Genomic DNA, 22,145 nt, shown 5'->3' on the forward strand with positions numbered 1-22,145 from the left:
CATCGAACGCACTGGAATACGATCTCGCGATTTCCCCTTACGCAACGGGGACTTGCGGAACTTCAGCTGGACTTGCGGAGATAGGTGGCTGGCGGAGAGGGTGGATGCTCGAGGTTCGCAATTAGTTCAGTGAAATCATATTCATGTCAAAAATGAAGATTTTTTTGTTCCACAAATCGTCCCCCAAAGCTCCTCAAAATGAGCTCCGCTTGGGCGTCCACCGATGAGGTCCAGCTTGGGGGCGTGGTCGATGCCGAGCGTCAAACGCCTATGTCATTGGCACGGCGTTTGGAGGCTCGCGGGTCTGTGTCGTCAGTCTGCTCGGCCGTACATACAGGTCAGCCGCAGCCAATCGCCGTCACCTCCGGCGCTCTGTGCTGATGGGGGTCTACACAGGAACCCGGCCGGGCGTTTCGCCCAAGGTCCTGTGGCATGAAAGCCCCGCCCGGGCCTGGGTTGACCTGGAGGCGGGGATGATCTGGCGGCGAGGCAAGGCTGAACGCTAGCACGCCACCAAGCGGCGGCCCGTGGTGCGCTTGCCAGCGCCGTTGCTCGGCCACATGCGGCGGTGGAAAGCGCATGATGATCGGATCGCCGCGCTGCAGGACGAGGGAGATCACGCAGCCACAAGGCGTAGGCTCCAGCCCGGTCAGCGTGTCCGCACCGTTCTGCATCATGGCGGGTGTTCGATCCATGGACGGATACGAACCGGGTTCGAGGGGCTGGTTCGTGACGCGGAACTGGACGGAGAAATCACGCCGCACTGGATGCGGCACACCTGCGTCACCTGGCTGATGGAAGCAGGCGTCAGCTCTTGGGACGCCTCCGCTCACAGCGGGATGAGCCCGGCGATGATCTAAAAGCACTATGGGCAGCGCGACGCGCTCTGCGCCAGGACGGGTGGGGCCTGCGGGGTTGGACGCTCCGCTCCGCCGACAGCTTTGGGGAGGGCGTCTCAAGCACGTTGAGGTTTCTGCGTTGAGGCTTGGATCGGCGCCTCCGGCAGGCCTTGAGCCTTAGAGACTACCCTCTAGCCTCGATCGGTTTGGGCCGGCGGCCGAGCGCGTAGGAGCGCCAGCTGCTCTGCGGCCAGCCGTCGGAGGCTGCAGGGGGGCATGTCCGCAGCCTGTTCGAGGCGATCGCCGATCAGGGCCGCAGTCAGGGCGTGGCTCGTAAGGTTCAGCACGATCGGGCCCGCGCCGGCGGCGTGGTGGTCGGTTCCAGGCGGCTCGCCTTCGCGCAGGGCGCGGACGCTGTCGGCGACGACGTCCAGGATTGGCGTCAGTCCGCCGCCGCCGCTAGCGGCAAGCCAGCCCAGCAGCTTGCCAAGACCGCTGCTGCTGAATGCGTCGAAGAACATGTCGACAATTGCCTCAGCGCCGATCTCGCCGCTTCGCATTTCCAGAACCGCCGCATGGGCCTCTCGCGCTAGCCGACGGGCCGAGGCTTCGACGAGCGCGGCGTGCAGGGCGGCGCTTGTTCCAAAATGATGAGTGACATTGCCATGCGTCATGCCCAGGCGCTGGGCGACTCCCTTCAGCGTCACCGCGCCAGGGCCTTGCTCGAACAGCAGCGCGCGCGCCGCCTCGAGCAGCATTTCCCGCGCCGCCTCGGAGGTTCGGCGGGTGCGCTTCTGCGACGGTTGCTTGCTATTGTCATTGATGATAGTAGTGACCATATCGTCACTCTAGGTCGCAACCGGCCAAATCTGAAGTCGGGGGCCCCGCAGCCGGGACGACGGAGGACGCACGTCATGCCCAACGGTGCTCAGGCGCTGATGAAGACCCTGGTTCAGGGCGGGGTCGAGGTCTGCTTCACCAATCCCGGCACTTCGGAAATGCACTTCGTGGCCGCGCTGGATTCAGCTCCGCAGATGCGCGCGGTGTTGTGCCTGTTCGAGGGCGTGGCGACCGGCGCGGCCGATGGCTATGGGCGGATGGCCGGCAAGCCTGCGGCGACCCTTCTCCATCTGGGGTGTGGTCTCGGCAACGGCTTGGCCAACCTGCATAACGCCCGCAAGGGCAAGGTTCCTGTGCTCAACATCGTCGGCGACCACGCAACCTCGCACGTCCCCTACGACGCCCAACTTCAGTCCGACATCGAGACTGTCGCCCGCAACGTCTCGCCCCAATTCGTGCGCACAAGCCAGTCCACCCAAGCGCTGTGTCGCGACGCGGCTCAGGCCCTGGCTGTCGCCAAGGGGCCTCCAGGCCAGGTCGCCACGCTGATCCTGCCGGCCGATGTGTCCTGGGGCGAAGGGGGGACGCCCGAGCCCCCGTCGGCGACAGCCGCGCCAAGCTGCGCGCACGATGATCAGGTCAAGGCCCTTGCTGCGTCGATCCGCACTGGCGGTCGGACCGCAATGCTGCTGGGTGGAAGCGGTCTGCGTGAAGAAGCCCTATGGATCGCCGCGCGGATCGCCGCCCACAGCGGGGTCAAGCTTCTCGCCGAAACCTTCCCCACGCGCCTAGAACGTGGGGCTGGTCTGCCCGCTGTCGAGCGGATCGCCTATCTGGCGGAGATGGCCGCTGTTCAATTGAAGGGGGTCGAGCGGCTGATCCTCGTCGACACCAAAGCGCCTGTCTCATTCTTCGCCTATCCGGGCAGGAGGAGCGATCTGACACCGGAGGGCTGCGCCGTGGAGACGCTGGCGGCCCCTGACCAAGATGCGGTCGGCAGCCTGAAAAAGCTCGCGATTGCGCTGGGCGCCGACAATGTTCAGGCCCCGTCCGCGCCCGCCCTGCGGCCGCCGGCCCCGCGCGGGCGCAGGCTCACGGCCGAAAAGGTCTGTAAGGCGGTTGGCCAGCTGCTGCCCCAAGACGCCATCCTGATTGATGAAGCCATCACCTCGGGTCTGATGCTGGCGCACTACACAGCCGGCGCCCCGCGCCATGACCTTCTGACCCTGACGGGCGGAGCGATCGGACAAGGCCTGCCCAACGCGATCGGCGCGGCCATCGCCTGTCCCGAGCGGCCGGTGCTGGCGCTGATTGGCGACGGCAGCTCGATGTACACGATCCAGGCGCTTTGGACGCTGGCCCGCGAGGGCCTCAACGTCACGGCGGTGATCTTCAACAACGCCGCCTACTCGGTGCTCAATGTCGAGCTGGAGCGGGTCGGCGCCGAGCGGATCGGTCCTAAGGCGCGCGCGCAGCTGGACCTGGGCGGGGCGGGCCTTGATTTCGCGAAGATCGCCGAGGGGATGGGGGTGACGGCGGTCCGCGTCGAGGAGACGGACGCGTTTTGTCGCGCGCTGGCTCAGGCGTTGGCGACGCCGGGGCCTCACCTGATCGATGCGGTCGTGCCACCGGCCCTTGGCGGGCTGAAGCGCAAGCTGCTGCCGCATGTGCTGGGCGCGCTCGACAAGATGCCGTCCCCCTTGGCCTCGGCGGTCAAGCGCAAGCTGGCGCCCTGAGCGCCTTATGGAGCGCCCGAACCATGGCGATCACCCATCAGGCCGATGTACTTGTCGCCGGCGGCGGCGTGGCCGGTCTTGTCACTGCGCTCGAGTGTTTGCGACAGGGACGCTCGGTCATTGTAGTCGACAAGGATACGCCTGAGCGTCTTGGGGGTCTTGGGCTCTGGGCGTTCGGGGGCATGGCTCTGGTCGGTACGCCGCTTCAGGCGCGGCTGGGCATCCGCGACACCCCCGAGATTGCCCTGCGCGATTGGCTGCGGTTTGGCGAACTGGGCGCGGACGATCACTGGCCACGCGCCTGGGCGCAACACTACGCCGAGCGTTCCCGGCCCGAGGTTTATGACTGGCTTCGCGCCGAGGGCGTACGGTTCATGCCGACAGTCAACTGGGTTGAGCGCGGCGTTTATGGCGAAGGCAACGCCCTGCCGCGCTATCACATCGTCTGGGGGACCGCCCGCCACATGACCCGCGTGCTGATCGCGGCGATGCGCGCGGCCGATCCCGGGGGGAGGCTCACGGTGCTGCATCGCACCCGCATCGAGGCGTTGGACAACTTTGGCGGAGCGCTATCGGGCGCCTTGGCGATCAATGAGGAGACCGGCGCGCAGAGCCTGATCAAGGCGCCGATGGTGGTTCTGGCGATGGGAGGCCTTAACGGCGACGCGCGGCAGGTCCGTGCGAACTGGACCAAGGACCGCCCCATGCCCAGCGCGATGTTGAATGGCGCGCACCCCTTCTCGGACGGGCGGCTGCATCAGGAGGCCGTCGGGCGAGTGGACGCCCGCATCACCCACGCCGGAGAGATGTGGAACTATGCGGCGGGCTTTCCCCACCCCCAGCCCCATTTCCCTGGCCATGGCCTGTCGGTCATCCCCTGCAAGTCGGCGCTGTGGCTCGATTACAGGGGCGTGCGGATCGGACCTGAGCCCCTGGTGACGGGGTTTGACACCCATGCGCTCTGCCAGCGGGTCGCCGCTCAACCCAGACCCTACACCTGGCACCTGCTGAATTGGCGGATCGCGATCAAGGAACTGGCGATCTCGGGCGCCGAGCACAACGCATCTATTCGTGATCGCCAGATGTTCTCCTTCTTGCGTGAGACGCTGTTTGGCAATTCGGGGCTGGTTCGGCGGCTCCAGCGCGACAGCCCACACGTTCTGGCGGACGCCACGCTTGCGGGTCTGGCGGCCAAGATGAACGCCTTGACCGGAACCGACGACATCAAGCCCGAGGTCCTCCAGGCCAGCGCCGACGCCTACGACGCCAATTTCGTCGGGGGAACCCGGCTGCAGAACGACGACCAGATCCGCCGGATCGTCCATGCTCGGCAGTGGCCATCGGATCGGCTTCGCACCTGTCGGCCAGCGCCCCTGCAGCGGCGCGACGCGGGTCCGTTTATCGCGATTCAGATGCAGTTGGTCACGCGAAAGAGCCTGGGCGGCCTGCAAACGGATCTGCAGAGTCGGGTGCTCGATGCGAGGGGTGCTCCGATCTCTGGCCTGTTCTGTGTGGGGGAGGCCGCAGGGTTCGGCGGCGGCGGGGCCGCAGGCAAGCGCTCCTTGGAAGGCTCCTTCCTGCCTGGCTGCATCCTGACCGCGCGGGCGGCCGCGCGGGCGATGTGACCCTTTGTCGATGCGTTGGCCTTGAGAGTTTCAGGCGCAAGGTCCACCGTCCCCCGCGACCGTGAGGGCCGCAAGGGACGGGCTGAAATTGATACACTGGGAGCGCGATCGAGCGGTTTGACCGCTCGCGCGCGAATCTAACGCGCCATAAGTTCAACCCTTGCGTCTATTCCGCCGCCAGGACGGCCTTGGTCGGGAGCGGCCGCTCCAAGGTGGCCCAGTCGATGAGGCCGTCATGGGTGGCGTCCTCCCACTTGAGCACGCCGAGCGCCTCGAACTTGGATCGCACCGCCTCGGTCAGCAGGCCCACGCGCTTCAGGTTGGGGATCATCCGCTCGAACAGGAAGTCTCGGAACGCCTGGCCGACAGCGCCGCCGACCTGGATCGCCTTGGCTTCCTCGGCCGTGAAGCCGAACTCCTCGGCGACGTCCGTTGAGAACAGGCGCTCGCGCATGATCACGCACGCCTCATAGGCGAACTGGGCGCGGTCTTCGATTTCCTGTGGCGGCAGCGCCTTGATCCAGTCCTCCAGATAGTTGACGCCGAACGCCACGTGACGACCCTCGTCGCGCATGACCAGCTCGACGATCTGGCGGATCAGAGGGTCGCGAGCGGTCATGGCCATCGACTGGAAGGCGGCCAGAGCGAGGCCCTCGATCAGGATCTGCATGCCGACGAACTTCAGGTCCCAGCGCGGATCCGACAGCACCTTGTCCAGCAGGGCCTTCAGGTTCGGGTTGATCGGATAGACCAGCTTGCAACGCTCACGCAGATAGCGGTTGAACACTTCGACGTGGCGCGCCTCGTCGAAGGTCTGCGACGCGGCGTAGAGCTTGGCGTCATAGGTCGGCGCGCACGAGACCAACTGACTGGCCACCATGAGCGCACCCTGCTCGCCGTGTAGGAACTGAGACAAGGTTTGGGCGTGGCTGCGCCAGGCAAAGTCCATCTTCTGCGCTTCACTAAGCGCTTCATACTTGGGATGGCCCACGAACGCGTTGAGCTGCGGGTCGGACGGCGGCTGGCTCAGCGGGTAGGGCGCATCCCAGTCGACATCCAGGCTGGCGTCCCAATTGAACCGCTTGCCCAGCTCATAGAGCTTGCGGATCTTGGCGTTGGCCGCCTCGTAGTCCCAGTTGTACGAGCCGACCAGCGGGGTGTTGAAGATCTCGCGGATCACCTCGACATCGTCACCGGTCAGCTTGCCGGCCAGCTCTTCACTTTCGAATTGGCGGATCGCCGTCGGCGCCCGCTCCACAACGGTCACATGCATGTTTTCCTCCCTGCGAGCCCGCGTCTCAAGGCGCGGCTCTCCGTCACCACTATAAAGATGACGCAGGCGTCATCTTTGACGCCGCTCAACTTACCGTCAGGCGCGTGTAGGTGAGGGCGCGGTCCTGATCCGTGCGCGGTTGACCCAACTCAAAGCGTCGGCGTTGCGCCTCGACTACGGTCTTTGACTGTTACGGCGATCTGGCCGCACCGCCCATGGGAGTTGATCTTGCCGGGCTCAGGGTTTCAGCGACGCTGCGTGGGCTGGCGCACAGGCATTCAGAACTGGGCGCGCTCGTGATCGCGTCCGATCCTGAGGGCCGAATCGCAGGCGCTGTGCTGACCATGGGCCTGGTGGCGATCAGCCTTTGGTTGTCGCAGCGCTTGGCGCCGAGGTCAGAGCCAGGCGGAACCCTTGCGGGCGTCGCGGCCGTCCCCCGCTGGGTGGGTTGGCTTGGCCCCGCGAGCGCGGGCCTGATGGTGGGCTTTGGGATTGCGGTTGGACTGACCGCCCTGGCGCCTGATCGACAATTGGCGGCGGCCGTGATGATCATTCTGGGCGGCTTGGTCGGGTGGCTGGCGAATCCAGACCGATTGTGGTCGCTGCGGGTGACCTGGCGCCTCGAAGGACTTGAAGGTGCGGGTCAGATTTTCGCTTCTGTCCTGCGAGGGCCGCGCGAAGTGATCACTTGGCCCGAGTTGACGTGTATAGGCGGTTTGGATGGCGGAGTTTGGTTCGTTGAAGCCGTCGATGGGCGGCGTGTCTATTGGAGCGATCTGCATGAGGGGCGTGAACGCCTCCTCTCGGCGATCCAACTTCGACGGCCGGATTTGTTCGGACCTGCGGTCGGCGCCTTTGGTGGGCGGACGCGGGTCAGTGGTAATGATTGACCCATGACCCCTTTTGACGCCTCGATCGCCTCGACGACGCCGCGCTCACGCCTCAGCGACGGCCTGGGGCGCACGGTTACCTATCTGCGGGTGTCGATCACCGACCGCTGTGATCTGCGCTGCCACTATTGCATGGCCGAGCACATGACCTTCCTGCCCAAGGCGCAGGTCCTGCAGTTGGAGGAGCTCGACCGCCTGGCTTCAACCTTCGTCCGGCTGGGCGTGCGCAAGCTTCGCCTGACCGGGGGGGAGCCCCTGGTCCGAAAGGGCATGATGGACCTGGTCGTAGCCCTATCGCGCCACCTGCGGACCGGCGCCTTGGACGAGCTCACCCTGACCACCAACGGCACCCAGTTGGCGCGTTTCGCCCAGGCCCTGGCGCGCCATGGCGTGCGACGGGTCAATGTCTCGCTCGACACCCTCAAGCCGGCGCTGTTTAGGACCCTGACCCGAGGCGGCGACCTGGCCCAGGTCCTGGAGGGCATTGATGCGGCCAAGGCCGCCGGCATCGCCGTTAAGATCAACACCGTCGCGCTGAAGCGCGACAACGCCGCCGAACTTCCCGAACTGATCCAGTGGGCGCATAGCCGCGGTCATGACCTGACCCTCATCGAAACCATGCCGCTGGGCGAGATCGAGCAGGACCGCACCGATCAGTTCCTGTCCCTGAAGACCGTGCGCCAGGAGTTGGCATCGTTCTGGACGCTGGAGGATCTGGCCCATGCCACAGGCGGGCCGGCGCGCTATGCGCGGGTGGCCGAGACCGGCGGGCGGCTTGGTTTCATCACTCCGCTGAGCCACAATTTCTGCGAGGCCTGCAATCGCGTGCGCCTGACCTGTACGGGCACGCTCCACACCTGTCTTGGTCATGAAGACGCGACCGATCTGCGCGCATTGTTGCGCGCGGGGGCGTCGGACCGTGACCTGGAGATGGCGATCCGGGCGGCTCTGGACACCAAGCCGCGCGGACACGACTTCGACATCGCCAGGCGTCGTCCCGCGGTCGCGCGCCACATGTCGACAACGGGCGGCTGAACAAGGGATCGACCCATGGCCAGAGTATTGCTGTTTGGACGCTTGGCCGATCAGGCCGGGTGGCGCGAACGTTTGATCGCCGCCGATGATCTGGGCGCGCTGCGTGCGGCCTTGGCCGGGGAGGACCCGCGCCTGGGCGAAGCCTTGGTCGCCCCTGGGGTGCAGGTGGCGGTGGACAAGGCGCTGGTGCGCGGGGAGGCCCGACTGAACGCCCAGACCGAGGTGGCCTTCCTGCCGCCCATGAGCGGCGGATGAGGGTGGCCCTGAGCGCGGCGCGGCTCGACCCCGGCGCGTTGATGGAGAGGTTCTGCGCGGGGCGCGTCGATATGGGCGCGGCGGTCAGTTTCGTGGGACTGGCGCGGGCCGAAGGCGGCGCGGCGCTGGCCCTTGAGCTGGAGGCCTATCCCGGCTTCACCGAGCAGGCGATCACGGCCTTCGTGAGCGAGACGATCACGCGCTTTGGGCTTGATGACGTCTTGGTGGTCCACCGGACCGGCCGGATCGCGCCCGGCGAGGCTGTGGTGTTTGTCGCCGCCGGCGCGGCCCACCGACGCGCGGCCTTCGAGGCCTGTGACTGCTTGATGGACTACTTGAAAAGTCGCGCGCCGTTTTGGAAGAAGGAGCATGGGCCAACGGGCGCACGCTGGGTCGAGCCGACCCACCAGGACCGGCGTGACGCTGAGCGCTGGGACCGCGACGTCGCTGTCCACCCGCCGTCGGATGGGCTGCGCTTGACCCACATCGACGATCAGGGACGCGCGCGGATGGTCGATGTCTCCGATAAGTCTGCGACTGTTCGCGAAGCGATCGCTGGCGGGTTTGTACGCATGAGTCCGCAGACCTTGGCGCTGGCGGTGTCGGGCTCTGGCCGCAAAGGCGATGTCCGCACGGTCGCCGAGTTGGCCGGGGTGATGGCGGCCAAGAAGACTTCGGACCTCATCCCGCTGTGCCATCCCTTGGCGCTGTCGCAGGTTGAGGTGTCGGTCGAGCCGGCCGACGGCGGGCTCTGCATCACGGCGCGGGCCAAGACCTCCGGTCCCACGGGCGTGGAGATGGAAGCTCTGACAGCGGCGTCGATCGCCTGTCTCACCGTCTATGATATGCTCAAGGCTGCGGAGAAGGGCATGGTCATCGAGGCCGTTCGTCTGCTGCGAAAGACCGGGGGCAAGTCGGGCGACTGGAGGGCCCTGGCCAACGTTCAGTCTGCTGCGGATCGACCTGGCGATTGATCTTCCGCAAGGGGAAGGATGAGACCGTCGGCTAACCCAGCCGCGTGATCACGCCTTGCTTGCAAGGCCCAGCCCAAGAGGTTCTTTATGCCCGGCGTCGACCCCAATCTCACCTTTCATCCGTTGGGCGTCGCGGTGTTGACGATCTCTGACACCCGCACGTCCGAAACCGATACCTCCGGGGCCCTGCTGGTCGAGCGGCTGACCCAGGCCGGGCACAGCCTGGTCGATCGGGCGATCGTCACGGACGATGTTCAGGCGATCCGCCGGCGCGTTCTGGACTGGGCGGCCGACCCGCGAATCGAAATCATCCTGACCACCGGCGGAACCGGATTTTCCCCGCGTGACGTCACGCCGGAGGCCATTCGCCCGCTCTTTAGCCGGGAGATGGAGGGGTTCTCGGTGGTCTTTCACCAGGTCAGCTTCGGCACAGTCGGCGTCTCGACACTTCAGTCGCGCGCTTTCGCCGGTCAGATCGGCGACACCTTCGTCTTTTCGGTGCCCGGCTCGACCGGGGCTTGCCGCGACGCCTGGGACGGGGTCCTGGTCCAGGAACTCGACAGTCGCTTTCGCCCCTGTTCCATAGCCGGCAATCTGCCGAGGCTGCGGGGCGTCTGTCCGTGATCCGCTACGCAGAGGCGCTGAATCGCCTGGTCGCTGAGGCCAAGCCCCTGGCGATGGAGGTCGTTGGTCTTGCGAACGCCGATGGCCGCAGATTGGCCAAGCCTGTGATCGCGGCGCGAGACGCGCCGATCGTGGCGGTGTCGGCGATGGACGGCTTTGCGGTTCGCGACAGCGACCTGGATGCTGGGGCCAGATCTTTGCCGATCGTTGGCGCGGCCTATGCGGGCCGAGGCTTGCGAGACGCCCTGCCGGCGGGCGCCTGTGCGAGGGTTTTTACGGGTGCGCCTGTTCCGCAGGGCGCGGACCGGGTCGTGCTTCAGGAGGACGTCGTCGTCGACGACGGACGGGCTCGTCTGCCGGAGTCTATCGGCGCCAAGCGTCACATCCGGCCAGCGGGCTGCGATTTCCAGGCTGGTCAGACGTTGTTGGCGGCCGGACTGAGGCTGAACGCGCAACGGCTGGTCGCCGCCGCCGCCGCTGACTTTTCCGAGGTGACGGTTTGGCGTCGCCCCCGCGTGGCGCTCCTGGCCACGGGTGATGAACTGGCTGATCCGGGCAAGGCCGGCGCAGACTGCGACAAGATCAGCGAGAGCGTCACCTTTGGTGTCGCCGCACTGATCACGGCCTTTGGCGGCGAGGTGGTGTCTCGACACTGCGCGCCCGATCACCTTCCCACGCTGCAAGCGATGGCGGCCGATCTTGCGGACTTAGCGGACCTTGTCGTCGTGATCGGCGGTGCGTCTGTCGGCGAGCGCGACTACGCCCGAACGATCTTCGCCGGCGAGAGCTTCCGGATGATCTTCGCCGGCGTGGCGATCCGGCCGGGCAAACCGGTTTGGGCCGGGCGGGCGGGGGATCGCTGGATCTTTGGCCTACCGGGCAATCCAACCTCGGCCTTGGTCACCGCCCGGATCCTGCTGGCGCCCCTCATCACCGCCTTGGCCGGAGGCGCTGCGTGCGAGGCCCTGGACTGGCGTTCCGCGCCTTCGGTGCGCGCCTTGGACGCCGGTGGACCGCGCGAGAGCTTCGTGCGCGCCCGCAGGGCGGGGGAGGGCGTTGAGTCCTTGGCCGATCAAGATTCGGCCTCTCAGTGGGCCCTTGCCAACGCCGACACCTTGATCCGCCGTCCTGCGCATAGTCCGCAGGTTGAGGCCGGAGCGCTTGTAGAGTGCCTCTCCTTCTAGAGCATTTTTCGAGCGAAGTGGCTCCGGTTCGCGTAAAGAAAAATGCGCTAAAACAAAAGATTAGAGCTCACGGCCTGACGCAGTCAGGTCGGGAAAGGCTCTAGGCCAGCTGGCTGGGTCGCTTGGGTCTTAGACATCGATCAAGTGACGGCGGCCAATCGATCAAGGCGCGAGGGTCTGCGTTGCGCCAAGCTAGCAGGGTCTATTGAGGCGACGTCTCACTCTCTGTTCGTGGCCTTGAAGATGAGCGCGCTGAACCTCGCCAGCGCTTGCCCAACGCGGGTGGGCGCTGGCTTCTCTCTCTACGGCGTCCGCAGGGGCTCAGGCCGCCGGGCGGTTCTGCGCGCTGTTTTCGGCGCTGCAAGGCGCCACAGCCTCATCGATCAGCCGATCTGGGCGGGCCAGCCGATTGAGTTTGGCGTTGGGACGGATGGTGATCTGGGGACCGTTTACGATGACCCCGTAGCCCGCAAGCGTCGCGAAGGCCCGTGACAGATTTTCCGCCGACATGTTGAGCAGACCGGCGATCGTGCCCTTCTTGTGGGACAGTTCAAAGGTCGGAGCGCCGCCCTGGCGCGCCTGCTCGGCGAAAAGGTAGTTGGCCAAGCGCTCTGCGCCGACCCTGAGCTTCTGGCTCTTGGTTCCCCGCACAAGTCCGCGGTAGTCGGCCGACAAGGCGTGGGCGACCGCTCGGGCGAAGGCCGGATCGTTCGCAAACGCCTGCCGTATCTGTTCGGCGGGCAGCATCGCCAGGCGCGATCGGTGAACGGTTCTGGCCGACGTCAAGGCGTCGGCGTCCAGGACGACCGCCGGCAAGATGAAGGTGGCGTTAGGGCGCAGGACCGTCAATGTCGCTTCCCGGTCCTTCCAGGTTCCGCTTACGGCGACCTCTCCGTCCATCAGAATATAGAGATAGTCGACGGGCTCGCCCTGGGCGACCAGGGTGGTTTCCTCCGGAAAGGTCTGCACCAAGGCGCTGCGGCAGAGCATGGCCAGGGTGTCAGTGTCAGCTTGCGCCAGCAGCGGGTGGCGACCAAGGCGCTCAGTATCGCGGCCGATCAGGGACATGGGCTCTCTCCAAACCCGGCGAGTTTGGAGTGATTTCAGAGCGCTGCGTTGACTTCGCGCAAGGCGACGCTTGGCGGCGAAAGCGTGCGGCCCCAGCGATCGCTCAAGGGCTTTGCCCCGGCGCCGAAGTGTTCAATCCAAGGATCGCGGAGGGCGGCTCGACAAACCAAGCTTAATGCGTCCATTTTGACTTTGCTCAATGGCGCGGTCGACCGCGACAGGCACGACCCGTTCGAAGGCCACGTGACGGGCGTGGCCATGACTTGAGGTACACCCGCATGCAAGGCGGCCCTCTGGAAAAGAACGCGCCGGGCGCCGGGATGGCGCTGAGCCTGAGCACGATTTCGTTCACCGCGTGTTTTGCGGTCTGGACCATCTTCTCGATCATTGGCGTGCAGATCAAAAAAGATCTGGGCCTGACTGAGGCGCAGTTTGGCCTGCTGGCCGGTGCGCCGATTCTCACCGGCTCGCTGATCCGGGTCGGGCTTGGGGTGTGGGCCGATCGCGTCGGCGGACGCCGCTTGAGCCTAGGCTTGATGCTCAGCGCGGCGGCCGCGACGCTATTGCTGACCAGGGCCCAGACCTATCCGCAGTTTCTGTTGGGCGCGCTCGGCGTTGGGGTCGCGGGCGGGGTGTTCGCCGTCGGCGTCGCCTATGTCTCCAAGTTCTTCCCCAAGTCCCGTCAGGGCACGGCGCTGGGCGTGTTCGGCGCGGGCAATGTCGGCTCTGCGGTGACCAAGCTTCTCGCGCCAATGGTGATGCTGGCGTTCGGCTGGAAGGCGGTCGCCGAGGTCTGGGCGCTGGCCCTGGCGGTGATCGCCGTCGTCAGCTTCCTGCTCACACGGGATGAGCCAGGTCTGGCTGAACGCCGCGTGGCTGCGCAAACCAACACCTTGGCCAAGCCGGCCAGCTCGCCGCTGCTCAAGCTGCAGGTCTGGCGGTTCGCACTCTACTATTTCTTCGTTTTCGGCGCGTTCGTAGCCCTGGCGCTTTGGCTGCCGCACTATCTGGTCGGGGTCTATGGTCTCGACATCCGGGTGGCTGGCCTGCTGGCGGCGGCCTACTCCATTCCGGGGTCTGTGTTCCGGGTGGTCGGCGGCTGGCTGTCTGACAAGATCGGCGCCCGGCGGGTGATGTACATCACCTTCGGGGTGAGCGTGATCTGCACCTTCATCCTGTCCTATCCGCCCACCCAGTATGTGATCGAGGGCGTGCGCGGCCCGATCAGCTTCCGCCTGGCGCTGGGCCTTGTTCCGTTCGTGGTGCTGCTGTTTGTGCTGGGCTTCGCCATGAGCCTGGGCAAGGCGGCCGTCTACAAGCACATCCCCGTCTACTATCCCGACAGCATCGGCGCGGTCGGCGGTCTGGTCGGCATGGTCGGCGGCGTCGGCGGCTTTGTTCTGCCGATCGTGTTCGGCGCGCTCAACGATCTGACCGGCGTGTGGACCAGCTGCTTCATGCTGCTGTTCGTGCTGGTCGCCACGGCCTTGGCCTGGATGCACCTGGCGGTTCGCCGCATGGAGCGGGCCCGTACGCCTCAACTGTCCAACCTGCCGGAGCTGCCGGAGATGGAGGCCCTCCATCCCGCGCCCAGCGCCTTGACTGCGGTGATCCGCGGCCAGAACCCCTAAGAAGAGTGAACCGTCCCATGGACAGATCGTCCCTCTCGAATAGCGCCGGTCAGCGCGTTCTGGTCGACTGGCGGCCCGAAGACGAAGTCTTTTGGGCTGAGCGCGGCCAGGCCGTGGCGCAGCGCAATCTTTGGATCTCGGTGCCTAACCTCTTCCTGGCCTTCGCGGTCTGGATGGTTTGGTCGATGGTCGTGGCCAAGCTGAAACTGGTGGGGTTCAAGTTCACCACCGAGCAGCTCTTCTGGCTGACGGCCCTGCCGGCCCTGTCGGGCGCGACCTTGCGGATCTTCTACAGCTTCATCGTGCCGGTTTTCGGCGGCCGGCTGTGGACCACACTCTCAACCCTGTCACTGCTGGTCCCCGCGATCGGTATTGGCCTGGCGGTGCAGGATCCGACCACGCCCTACTGGGTGTTTGTCGCCCTGTCCCTGGCCTGCGGGCTGGGCGGCGGCAACTTTGCGTCGTCGATGTCGAACATCTCGTTCTTCTTCCCCAAGCGCGCCAAGGGCAACGCCCTGGCGATCAATGCCGGGATTGGCAATCTGGGCGTCAGCGCTATGCAGCTCCTGGTTCCGCTGGTGATCACGGTCGGTGGCGTGCTGCCGTTCCTGGGCGGTCCCCAGACCGTCAGCCAAGCGGGGGGCGCAACCGAGCTTTGGCTGCAGAACGCCGCCTATGTCTGGGTCCCATTCATCGTGGCCGCCGCTCTGATGGCGTGGTTTGGCATGAACGACATCGCCGACGCCAAGGCCTCGTTCAGCGAGCAGTCGGTGGTCTTCAAGCGCATGCACAACTGGCTGATGTGCTGGCTGTACCTGGGGACCTTTGGCTCCTTCATCGGGTTTTCGGCCGCCTTTCCGCTGCTGATGAAGACCCTGTTTCCGGACGTGAACGCCCTGCAGTTGGCTTTTCTGGGGCCGTTGGTGGGCGCGGTCGCCCGGGCCATGACGGGCTGGGTGGCCGACAAGTTCGGGGGCGAGCGGGTGACCCACTGGGTGTTCCTGGCCCTGGGGGCGGGCGTAGCCATCGTGCTCCACGGCGTGGGCGCCTTCGGCGCGGCCGCATCCTTCCCGGTGTTCTTCGGCGGCTTCCTGTGGCTGTTCTTCTGGACGGGCGTGGGCAACGCCTCGACCTTCCAGATGATCCCGGCCATCGTGCGCGGCGATCTGGCCAAGCGAATGGCCGGCGCGCCCGTCGCCCAACGCCTTAAGGCCTCGGAGATGGAGGCCGCGGCGATCGTGGGCTTCTCCTCGGCGATCGGCGCCTTCGGCGGCTTCTTTATCCCCAAGGCGTTCGGTGACTCGCTCAAGGCCACCGGCGGTCCGCAGACCGCGCTCTACATCTTCCTGGGCTTCTACTTCATCTGCCTGATCGTCAACTGGGTGTTCTACGCACGCCCCGGCTCGATCCTGCGTCCCCTCGTCGCCAATCAAACCGCGGAGCGTGCGGCATGAGCCATACCCTTGATCGTCTCGCCTTCTTCACCCGCAAGACCGAGCTGTTCTCGGACGGCCATGGTGTCACCAATGACGAGGACCGCGCCTGGGAGGAGGCCTATCGCTCGCGCTGGCGCCACGACAAGGTCGTGCGCTCCACCCACGGCGTGAACTGCACGGGCTCCTGTTCGTGGAAGATCTATGTCAAGGGCGGCATCGTCACCTGGGAAACCCAGCAGACCGACTATCCGCGCACGCGACCTGAGCTGCCCAATCACGAGCCGCGCGGCTGCGCGCGCGGCGCCAGCTATAGCTGGTATCTCTACTCGGCCAACCGGGTGAAGTACCCCCTGATCCGCGGCCGGCTTCTCAAGCTCTGGCGTGAGGCGCGGGCCACGCGCTCGCCGGTGGCGGCCTGGGCCGCCATTCAGAACGATCCCGCCGCGCGTGAGAGCTACACGCGCATGCGTGGTTCGGGCGGCTTTGTGCGGGCGACGTGGGACGAGGCGACCGAGATTGTCGCCGCCGCCAACGCTCACACGGTCAAGCGCTGGGGCCCGGACCGGGTGTTCGGGTTCTCGCCGATCCCGGCCATGTCTATGGTCTCCTACGCCGCCGGCGCGCGCTATCTGCAGCTGCTGGGCGGGGTTTGCGGTTCGTTCTACGACTGGTACTGCGACCTGCCGCCATCCTCGCCCCAGACCTGGGGCGAGCAGACGGACGTGGCTGAAAGCGCCGACTGGTACAATTCCGGCTTCCTGCTCCTGTGGGGCTCGAACGTGCCGCAGACGCGCACCCCCGACGCCCACTTCTATACCGAGGCGCGCTATCGCGGCGCCAAGTCGGTGGTGATCTGCCCCGACTATTCGGAAGCCTCGAAGTTCTCCGACCTTTGGTTGCCGGTGAAGCAGGGCACGGACGCGGCCCTGGCCATGGCCTTTGGCCACGTCATCCTGAAGGAATACCACATTGACCGTCAGGTGCCCTATTTCCAGGACTACCTGCGTCGCTACAGCGACCTGCCGATGCTGGTGAAGTTGGTCCCGCAGGGCGACGGCTACGCGCCCGACCGCCTGCTGCGGGCGGCCGACTTCGACGGTGCGCTGGACGAGACGAACAATCCCGACTGGAAGACGGTCGCCATCGACGAAGTCAGCGGCGAGATCATCGCGCCGTCGGGCTCGATCGGCTTCCGCTGGGGCGAAGACGGCAAGTGGAACCTGCAAGAGAAGGACGGCCGTGGTCGTGACACCAAGCTGCGCCTAGGCCTGAAAGGCGTTCACGACGAGGTCGCGCCGGTCCGCTTCCCCTATTTTGGCAATGTCGCGCCGCAAGGCTTCGACGCCACCGACCATCCTGATGTGCTGACCCGCAACGTTCCCGCGCGGCGTCTGAAGCTCCAGGACGGCGAGGCGCTGGTTGCCTGCGTCTATGATCTGTTCCTGGCCAACTACGGCGTTGATCAGGGCTTTGGCGGCGACCACATGCCCGCCTCCTACGATGATCCCCAGCCCTATTCGCCGGCCTGGGCCGAGGCGGTGACCAGCGTGCCGCGCGATCAGATCATCGCCGTGGCGCGCGGCTTCGCGACCAACGCCGAAAAGACCAATGGGCGCTCGATGGTGATCATCGGCGCGGCGATGAACCATTGGTTCCACATGGACATGAACTATCGCGGCGTCATCAACATGCTGGTGATGTGCGGCTGCGTGGGTCAGTCGGGCGGCGGCTGGTCTCACTATGTCGGCCAGGAAAAGCTGCGCCCTCAAACCGGCTGGGCGCCGTTGGCCTTCGGTCTGGACTGGATCCGTCCGCCACGGCAGCAGAACTCCACCTCGTTCTTCTACGCCCACACCGACCAATGGCGCTACGAGACCCTTTCGACCAAGGAGATCCTGTCTCCGACCGCGCCCGAAGGGGCCTGGGACGGGGCGTTGATCGACTTCAACGTACGCGCCGAGCGCATGGGCTGGCTGCCCTCGGCGCCCGCCCTGAAGACCAACTCGCTGGAGATCGCCAAGGCCGCCGCGGCTGCGGGCCGGGATCCGGTCGCCTACACGGTCGAGGCGATGAAGTCTCGTGAGCTGGAAATGTCGTGCATGGATCCCGACGATCCAGCCAACTGGCCGCGTAACATGTTCGTCTGGCGCTCCAACCTATTGGGATCGTCCGGCAAGGGGCACGAGTATTTCTTGAAACACCTGCTGGGCGCCGAGCACGGCGTTCAGGGCAAGGACCTTGGCGAGGCCGGCCAAGAAAAGCCCAAGGACGTGGTCTGGAGAGACCAGGCTCCGGAAGGAAAGCTTGACCTTCTGGTGACGCTGGACTTCCGGATGAGCACCACGGCGGTCTATTCCGACATCGTGCTGCCGACCGCCACCTGGTATGAGAAGAACGACCTCAACACCTCTGACATGCACCCGTTCATCCACCCGCTGTCAGCGGCCGTGGACCCGGCCTGGGAAGCCAAGTCAGACTGGGAAATCTTCAAGGCGATCGCCAAGACCTTCTCGGAGGTCGCCCCTGAAGTGCTGGGCGTCGAAAAAGACGTGGTCCTGACGCCGATCCAGCACGACAGCGCCGCCGAGATGGCCCAGGCCTATGGTCCGCAGGACTGGTACCTGGGTGAATGCGAGGCGATCCCAGGCAAGACCATGCCGCAGATCAGCGTGGTCGAGCGCGACTATCCCAACCTCTACGCTCGCTTCACCTCGCTGGGTCCGTTGATGGGCCGTGTGGGCAACGGCGGCAAGGGCCTGGCCTGGAAGACGCAGCACGAGGTCGATCTGCTGGGTGGTCTCAACGGCGTTGTCGCCGAGGGGCCGGCCAAGGGCCTGCCGCGGATCGAAACCGACATCGACGCCTGTGAGACCATCCTGACCTTGGCGCCGGAGACCAACGGTGAGGTTGCGGTCAAGGCCTGGGCGTCTTTGTCGGCCCAGACCGGCCTTAATCACACTCGCCTGGCGCTGCCCAAGGAGGATGAGAAGATCCGCTTCCGTGATCTTCTGGCTCAACCGCGCAAGATCATCTCCTCACCGATCTGGTCAGGGCTGGAGAGCGAGCACGTCTGCTACAACGCCGGCTACACCAATGTTCACGAACTGATCCCTTGGCGAACCCTGACAGGGCGTCAGCAGCTCTATCAGGACCATCCGTGGATGCGGGCGTTCGGTGAGGCCCTGTGCGTCTATCGTCCGCCGGTCGATCTGAAGACCACCTGGGTCAAGGGTCACAAGCCCAACGGCCAGACCGAGATCGTCCTGAACTTCATCACCCCGCACCAGAAATGGGGCATCCACTCGACCTATTCCGACAACCTGCTGATGCTGACCCTCAATCGCGGCGGTCCGGTGGTCTGGATCTCGGAGATCGACGCCAAGCGCGCCGGCATCCAGGACAACGACTGGATCGAGGTGTTCAACGCCAACGGCGCACTGACGGCGCGAGCGGTGGTGTCCCAGCGGATCCGCGAAGGCACCACCTTCATGTATCACGCTCAGGAAAAGATCGTGAACACGCCCGGATCGCAGATCACCGGCAAGCGCGGGGGGATCCACAACTCGGTCACCCGCGTGGTGCTCAAGCCCACCCACATGATCGGCGGCTACGCGCAGCTGGCCTACGGGTTCAACTACTACGGGACGGTCGGCTCGAACCGCGATGAGTTCGTGGTCGTGCGCAAGATGACCAAGGTCGATTGGCTGGATACGCCCCGGGCTCAGACGGAGGCCGCTCAATGAAAATTCGCGCTCAGATCGGCATGGTCCTGAACCTGGACAAGTGCATCGGCTGCCACACCTGTTCGGTGACGTGCAAGAACGTCTGGACCAATCGCGACGGCGTTGAATACGCTTGGTTCAACAACGTCGAGACCAAGCCTGGGATCGGCTTCCCCAAGGACTGGGAGAACCAGAAGCGCTGGAATGGCGGCTGGCGGCGCAAGGCCAATGGCAAGATCGAGCCCAAGATGGGCGCCAAATGGCGCATCCTGGCCAAGATCTTCGCCAATCCGGACCTGCCCGAGATCGACGACTACTACGAGCCGTTCGATTTCGACTACGCGCACCTGCAGAACGCCCCGGAAATGAAGGCGTTTCCGACCGCTCGCCCGCGCTCGAAGATTACGGGCGAACGGATGGAGAAGATCGAGTGGGGCCCCAACTGGGAGGAAATCCTGGGCGGGGAGTTCTCCAAGCGCTCGGTCGACTACAACTTCGAAGGGGTCGAGAAGGAGATCTACGGCGCCTTCGAAAACACCTTCATGATGTATCTGCCGCGCCTGTGCGAGCACTGCCTCAATCCTGCCTGCGTGGCGGTCTGCCCCTCTGGCGCGATCTACAAGCGCGAGGAGGACGGTGTGGTCCTGATCGATCAGGACAAGTGCCGCGGCTGGCGCATGTGCGTCTCGGCCTGTCCCTACAAGAAAATCTACTACAACTGGGAATCGGGAAAGTCCGAGAAGTGCACCTTCTGCTATCCCCGTATCGAGGTGGGGCTGCCGACGGTCTGTTCGGAAACCTGCGTTGGTCGTATCCGCTACCTTGGGGTCATGCTCTATGACGCCGACCGGATCGGCGCAGCCGCTGCTGCGGCCGACGAGAAAGACCTCTACCAGGCGCAACTGGACGTCTTCCTGGACCCCAATGACCCGAAGGTGATCGCACAGGCTCGCGCCGACGGCGTGCCGGAAGCTTGGCTTGAGGCGGCCCGTCACAGCCCGGTCTATAAGATGGCGGTCGATTGGAAGGTCGCCTTCCCGTTGCACCCCGAATACCGCACCCTGCCGATGGTCTGGTACGTCCCGCCGTTGTCGCCGATCCAACATGCGGCGGCCGTCGGCGCTCTTGAGACCGATGGCGACATGCCGGACGTCTCCAGCCTGCGGATCCCCGTTCGCTATCTGGCCAACATGCTCACGGCCGGCGACGAGGCTCCCGTTCGCCTGGGCCTTGAGCGGATGCTGGCCATGCGGGCCTACATGCGCGCACGCAGCATCGACGGGCGGATCGACCACGGATTGGCTGAGCGGGTGGGGATGTCATCGACCCAGATCGAAGACATGTACCGCTACATGGCCATCGCCAACTACGAGGACCGCTTCGTCATTCCCACCACCCATCGCGAATGGGCGGAGGACACCTACGAGATGCGCGGCGACTGTGGCTTCACCTTCGGCAACGGCTGCTCTGGCGGTCGCACGGAGGTGGGCCTGTTCGGCTCCAATGCGCGCTCGCCCGCCAAGCCGACGATGGAGGTTTAGTCATGGGTTTGACCTATCGCGCCCTGGGCCTTCTGCTCACCTATCCGTCCGACGAGCTGCGGGCCGGCCTGCCCGAGATCGAAGCTGCGCTTCTGGCTGATCCGGCCTTGCCTGGGCCGATCGGCAAGGCGCTGTCGCGTCTTGTCGCCACGGTGGCGGCGGGCGATCTCCTTGACCGGCAAGAAGAGTATGTCTGGCTGTTCGACCGGACCCGGTCGCTGTCGCTGAACCTCTATGAGCATGTTCACGGCGAAAGCCGTGACCGGGGCCAGGCGATGGCCGCCTTGTTGGAGCTCTACCGCCAGCATGGCCTGGAACTGTCGGCGAACGAGCTTCCGGACTACCTGCCTGCGTTCCTGGATTTCCTCAGCAGCCTGCCCGACGAGAAGGCCGCCTCGCTACTGGCCGAGGCCCTGCATGTTCTGGCCGCGATCGGTGAGCGTCTCCATAAGCGCGGCAGTCCCTATCGCGCGGTGTTTGGAGCCCTGACGGCCCTGGCCGGACAGGTTCCCGACGCGGCGGCCCTAGCCGCCTTGCTGGATGAGCCGGACGATGATCCGGCCGACTTGGCCGCACTCGACAAGCAATGGGCCGAGACCGCCGTCACCTTCGGGCCGGGCGAAGCGGGATGTCCCAAGGTCGCGATGGCGGCCATGAACCCGTCGTCGCCTGCGGCGACGGCCTAGAGGGGGGAGAAGATCATGAACCTCAATCAGGCTCTTTTTGGCGTCTATCCCTATATCGCCCTGTCGGTGCTGGCGATCGGCTCGGTCGTCCGGTTTGATCGCGAGCAGTACACGTGGCGCTCAGGCTCCTCGCAACTGTTGCGCCGCCGGCAACTGATGCTGGGCTCGGTGCTATTCCACCTGGGCGTCTTGATGATTTTCGCGGGACACGTTGTTGGTCTGCTGACGCCGATCTGGATTTTCGACGCTCTGGGCGTGCCTCACTCGGCCAAGCAGATGCTGGCGATCGTGGCCGGTGGGATCGCTGGTGTGCTGGGGCTTTGCGGCGGTCTTGTCCTGCTGCATCGGCGACTGACCGATCCGCGCATTCGCAAGACCTCCAGCTTCAGCGACATCGCCATCCTGGTCCTGCTCGTGGCGCAGCTTTGCCTGGGCCTGGCCACAATCCCGACGTCGCTCGAACATCGGGACGGTCATGAGATGGTCAAGTTCATGTCTTGGGCTCAGGGCGTCTTTACGTTCCAGCCCGGCGTCGCAGATCACGTGGCCGATGTAGGCCTTGTGTTCAAAGCCCACCTGGTCCTGGGCATGACGATCCTTCTGGTGTTCCCGTTCACCCGTCTGGTGCACATGCTGTCGGCGCCGATCTGGTTCTTGGGCCGAAGGGGCTGGCAACTGGTGCGCACCCGCCGGCTGGGCCCTTGGACCCGGAAGACCGCCCGCTCGGCGCGGACGCCGGTTCAAGCGGTCTACCCCCGCAACACCCCGCAGATCAGGAAGGACTGA

17 protein-coding genes and 1 pseudogene are annotated in these 22,145 nt (G+C 65.4%); 15 read left to right on the plus strand and 3 right to left on the minus strand.

Translation table 11 applies throughout. The features are described from left to right. Positions 1-1,030: 1,030 nt before the first annotated feature. Positions 1,031-1,678 (minus strand): TetR/AcrR family transcriptional regulator, encoded by a 648-nt coding sequence (locus tag CSW63_RS03675; RefSeq protein WP_062094467.1) that lies wholly within the window; start codon positions 1,676-1,678, stop codon positions 1,031-1,033. Between the two features lie 75 nt (positions 1,679-1,753). Here CSW63_RS03675 and CSW63_RS03680 point away from each other — a divergent pair, with 75 nt between their 5' ends. Further along, the gene (locus tag CSW63_RS03680; protein WP_062094468.1) at positions 1,754-3,415 is read left to right on the plus strand and encodes an acetolactate synthase large subunit; all 1,662 of its coding nucleotides are present in this window, start codon (positions 1,754-1,756) and stop codon (positions 3,413-3,415) included. 23 nt (positions 3,416-3,438) lie between these two features. After that, the gene (locus tag CSW63_RS03685) at positions 3,439-5,040 is read left to right on the plus strand and encodes an FAD-dependent oxidoreductase (RefSeq protein ID WP_062094470.1); all 1,602 of its coding nucleotides are present in this window, start codon (positions 3,439-3,441) and stop codon (positions 5,038-5,040) included. 166 nt (positions 5,041-5,206) lie between these two features. On the opposite strand, the gene CSW63_RS03690 is transcribed toward CSW63_RS03685, so the two are convergent. Then, positions 5,207-6,313 carry a ferritin-like domain-containing protein gene (locus tag CSW63_RS03690; protein WP_062094471.1) on the minus strand — a complete coding sequence of 369 codons (1,107 nt, stop codon included), beginning with the start codon at positions 6,311-6,313 and terminating at the stop codon, positions 5,207-5,209. 476 nt (positions 6,314-6,789) lie between these two features. Between CSW63_RS03690 and CSW63_RS03695 the strand changes: the two genes are divergently transcribed. The 7 genes and pseudogenes from CSW63_RS03695 to CSW63_RS03725 all read left to right on the plus strand — a co-directional run bounded on the left by CSW63_RS03695 (position 6,790) and on the right by CSW63_RS03725 (position 11,275). Then, positions 6,790-7,203: a hypothetical protein gene (locus CSW63_RS03695; protein WP_127846930.1), complete on the plus strand. Its 414-nt coding sequence runs from the start codon at positions 6,790-6,792 to the stop codon at positions 7,201-7,203. A 3-nt stretch (positions 7,204-7,206) separates the two neighbouring features. Continuing rightward, positions 7,207-8,238, plus strand: a complete 1,032-nt coding sequence (gene moaA, locus CSW63_RS03700) for a GTP 3',8-cyclase MoaA (protein ID WP_062094475.1) — start codon at positions 7,207-7,209, stop codon at positions 8,236-8,238. 15 nt (positions 8,239-8,253) lie between these two features. Then, the gene (locus CSW63_RS03705; RefSeq protein WP_062094477.1) at positions 8,254-8,493 is read left to right on the plus strand and encodes a MoaD/ThiS family protein; all 240 of its coding nucleotides are present in this window, start codon (positions 8,254-8,256) and stop codon (positions 8,491-8,493) included. Continuing rightward, positions 8,490-8,936 (plus strand): annotated as a pseudogene (locus tag CSW63_RS03710) (molybdenum cofactor biosynthesis protein MoaE); the annotation flags it as partial. The gene CSW63_RS03705 and the pseudogene CSW63_RS03710, both read left to right, overlap by 4 nt. Positions 8,937-8,963: 27 nt before the next feature. Continuing rightward, positions 8,964-9,467 (plus strand): cyclic pyranopterin monophosphate synthase MoaC, encoded by a 504-nt coding sequence (moaC, locus tag CSW63_RS03715; RefSeq protein ID WP_255357744.1) that lies wholly within the window; start codon positions 8,964-8,966, stop codon positions 9,465-9,467. An 87-nt stretch (positions 9,468-9,554) separates the two neighbouring features. Then, positions 9,555-10,091 carry a molybdenum cofactor biosynthesis protein B gene (gene moaB, locus CSW63_RS03720; protein WP_062094479.1) on the plus strand — a complete coding sequence of 179 codons (537 nt, stop codon included), beginning with the start codon at positions 9,555-9,557 and terminating at the stop codon, positions 10,089-10,091. Continuing rightward, entirely contained in the window at positions 10,088-11,275 is a 1,188-nt protein-coding gene (locus CSW63_RS03725) for a molybdopterin molybdotransferase MoeA (RefSeq protein ID WP_082749386.1), read from the plus strand. Before moaB ends, CSW63_RS03725 begins: the two co-directional genes overlap by 4 nt. Before the next feature lie 321 nt (positions 11,276-11,596). Here the strand turns inward: CSW63_RS03725 and CSW63_RS03730 are convergent, their stop codons facing one another. Further along, a complete protein-coding gene (locus CSW63_RS03730; RefSeq protein WP_062094481.1) occupies positions 11,597-12,343 on the minus strand; it encodes a cyclic nucleotide-binding domain-containing protein in 747 nt (248 codons plus the stop codon). 278 nt (positions 12,344-12,621) lie between these two features. Between CSW63_RS03730 and CSW63_RS23305 the strand changes: the two genes are divergently transcribed. The 6 genes from CSW63_RS23305 to narI are packed head-to-tail and all read left to right on the plus strand — an operon-like array spanning position 12,622 to position 22,145. Further along, positions 12,622-13,974, plus strand: a complete 1,353-nt coding sequence (locus tag CSW63_RS23305; RefSeq protein ID WP_062094483.1) for a nitrate/nitrite transporter — start codon at positions 12,622-12,624, stop codon at positions 13,972-13,974. Positions 13,975-13,991: 17 nt separating this feature from the next. Continuing rightward, a complete protein-coding gene (locus CSW63_RS23310) occupies positions 13,992-15,428 on the plus strand; it encodes a NarK family nitrate/nitrite MFS transporter (RefSeq protein ID WP_168193592.1) in 1,437 nt (478 codons plus the stop codon). Beyond that, positions 15,425-19,153: a nitrate reductase subunit alpha gene (locus CSW63_RS03740; protein ID WP_099502859.1), complete on the plus strand. Its 3,729-nt coding sequence runs from the start codon at positions 15,425-15,427 to the stop codon at positions 19,151-19,153. Before CSW63_RS23310 ends, CSW63_RS03740 begins: the two co-directional genes overlap by 4 nt. Beyond that, the gene (narH, locus tag CSW63_RS03745) at positions 19,150-20,673 is read left to right on the plus strand and encodes a nitrate reductase subunit beta (protein WP_062094490.1); all 1,524 of its coding nucleotides are present in this window, start codon (positions 19,150-19,152) and stop codon (positions 20,671-20,673) included. The genes CSW63_RS03740 and narH overlap by 4 nt, the downstream gene beginning before the upstream one ends. A gap of 2 nt (positions 20,674-20,675) precedes the next feature. Then, entirely contained in the window at positions 20,676-21,359 is a 684-nt protein-coding gene (gene narJ, locus CSW63_RS03750; protein ID WP_062094492.1) for a nitrate reductase molybdenum cofactor assembly chaperone, read from the plus strand. Positions 21,360-21,374: 15 nt separating this feature from the next. Continuing rightward, on the plus strand, positions 21,375-22,145 hold the full coding sequence (gene narI, locus CSW63_RS03755; protein WP_062094494.1) for a respiratory nitrate reductase subunit gamma: 771 nt from the start codon (positions 21,375-21,377) through the stop codon (positions 22,143-22,145).

The sequence above is a fragment of the Caulobacter sp. FWC26 genome (assembly GCF_002742645.2).
Taxonomy (GTDB): domain Bacteria; phylum Pseudomonadota; class Alphaproteobacteria; order Caulobacterales; family Caulobacteraceae; genus Caulobacter.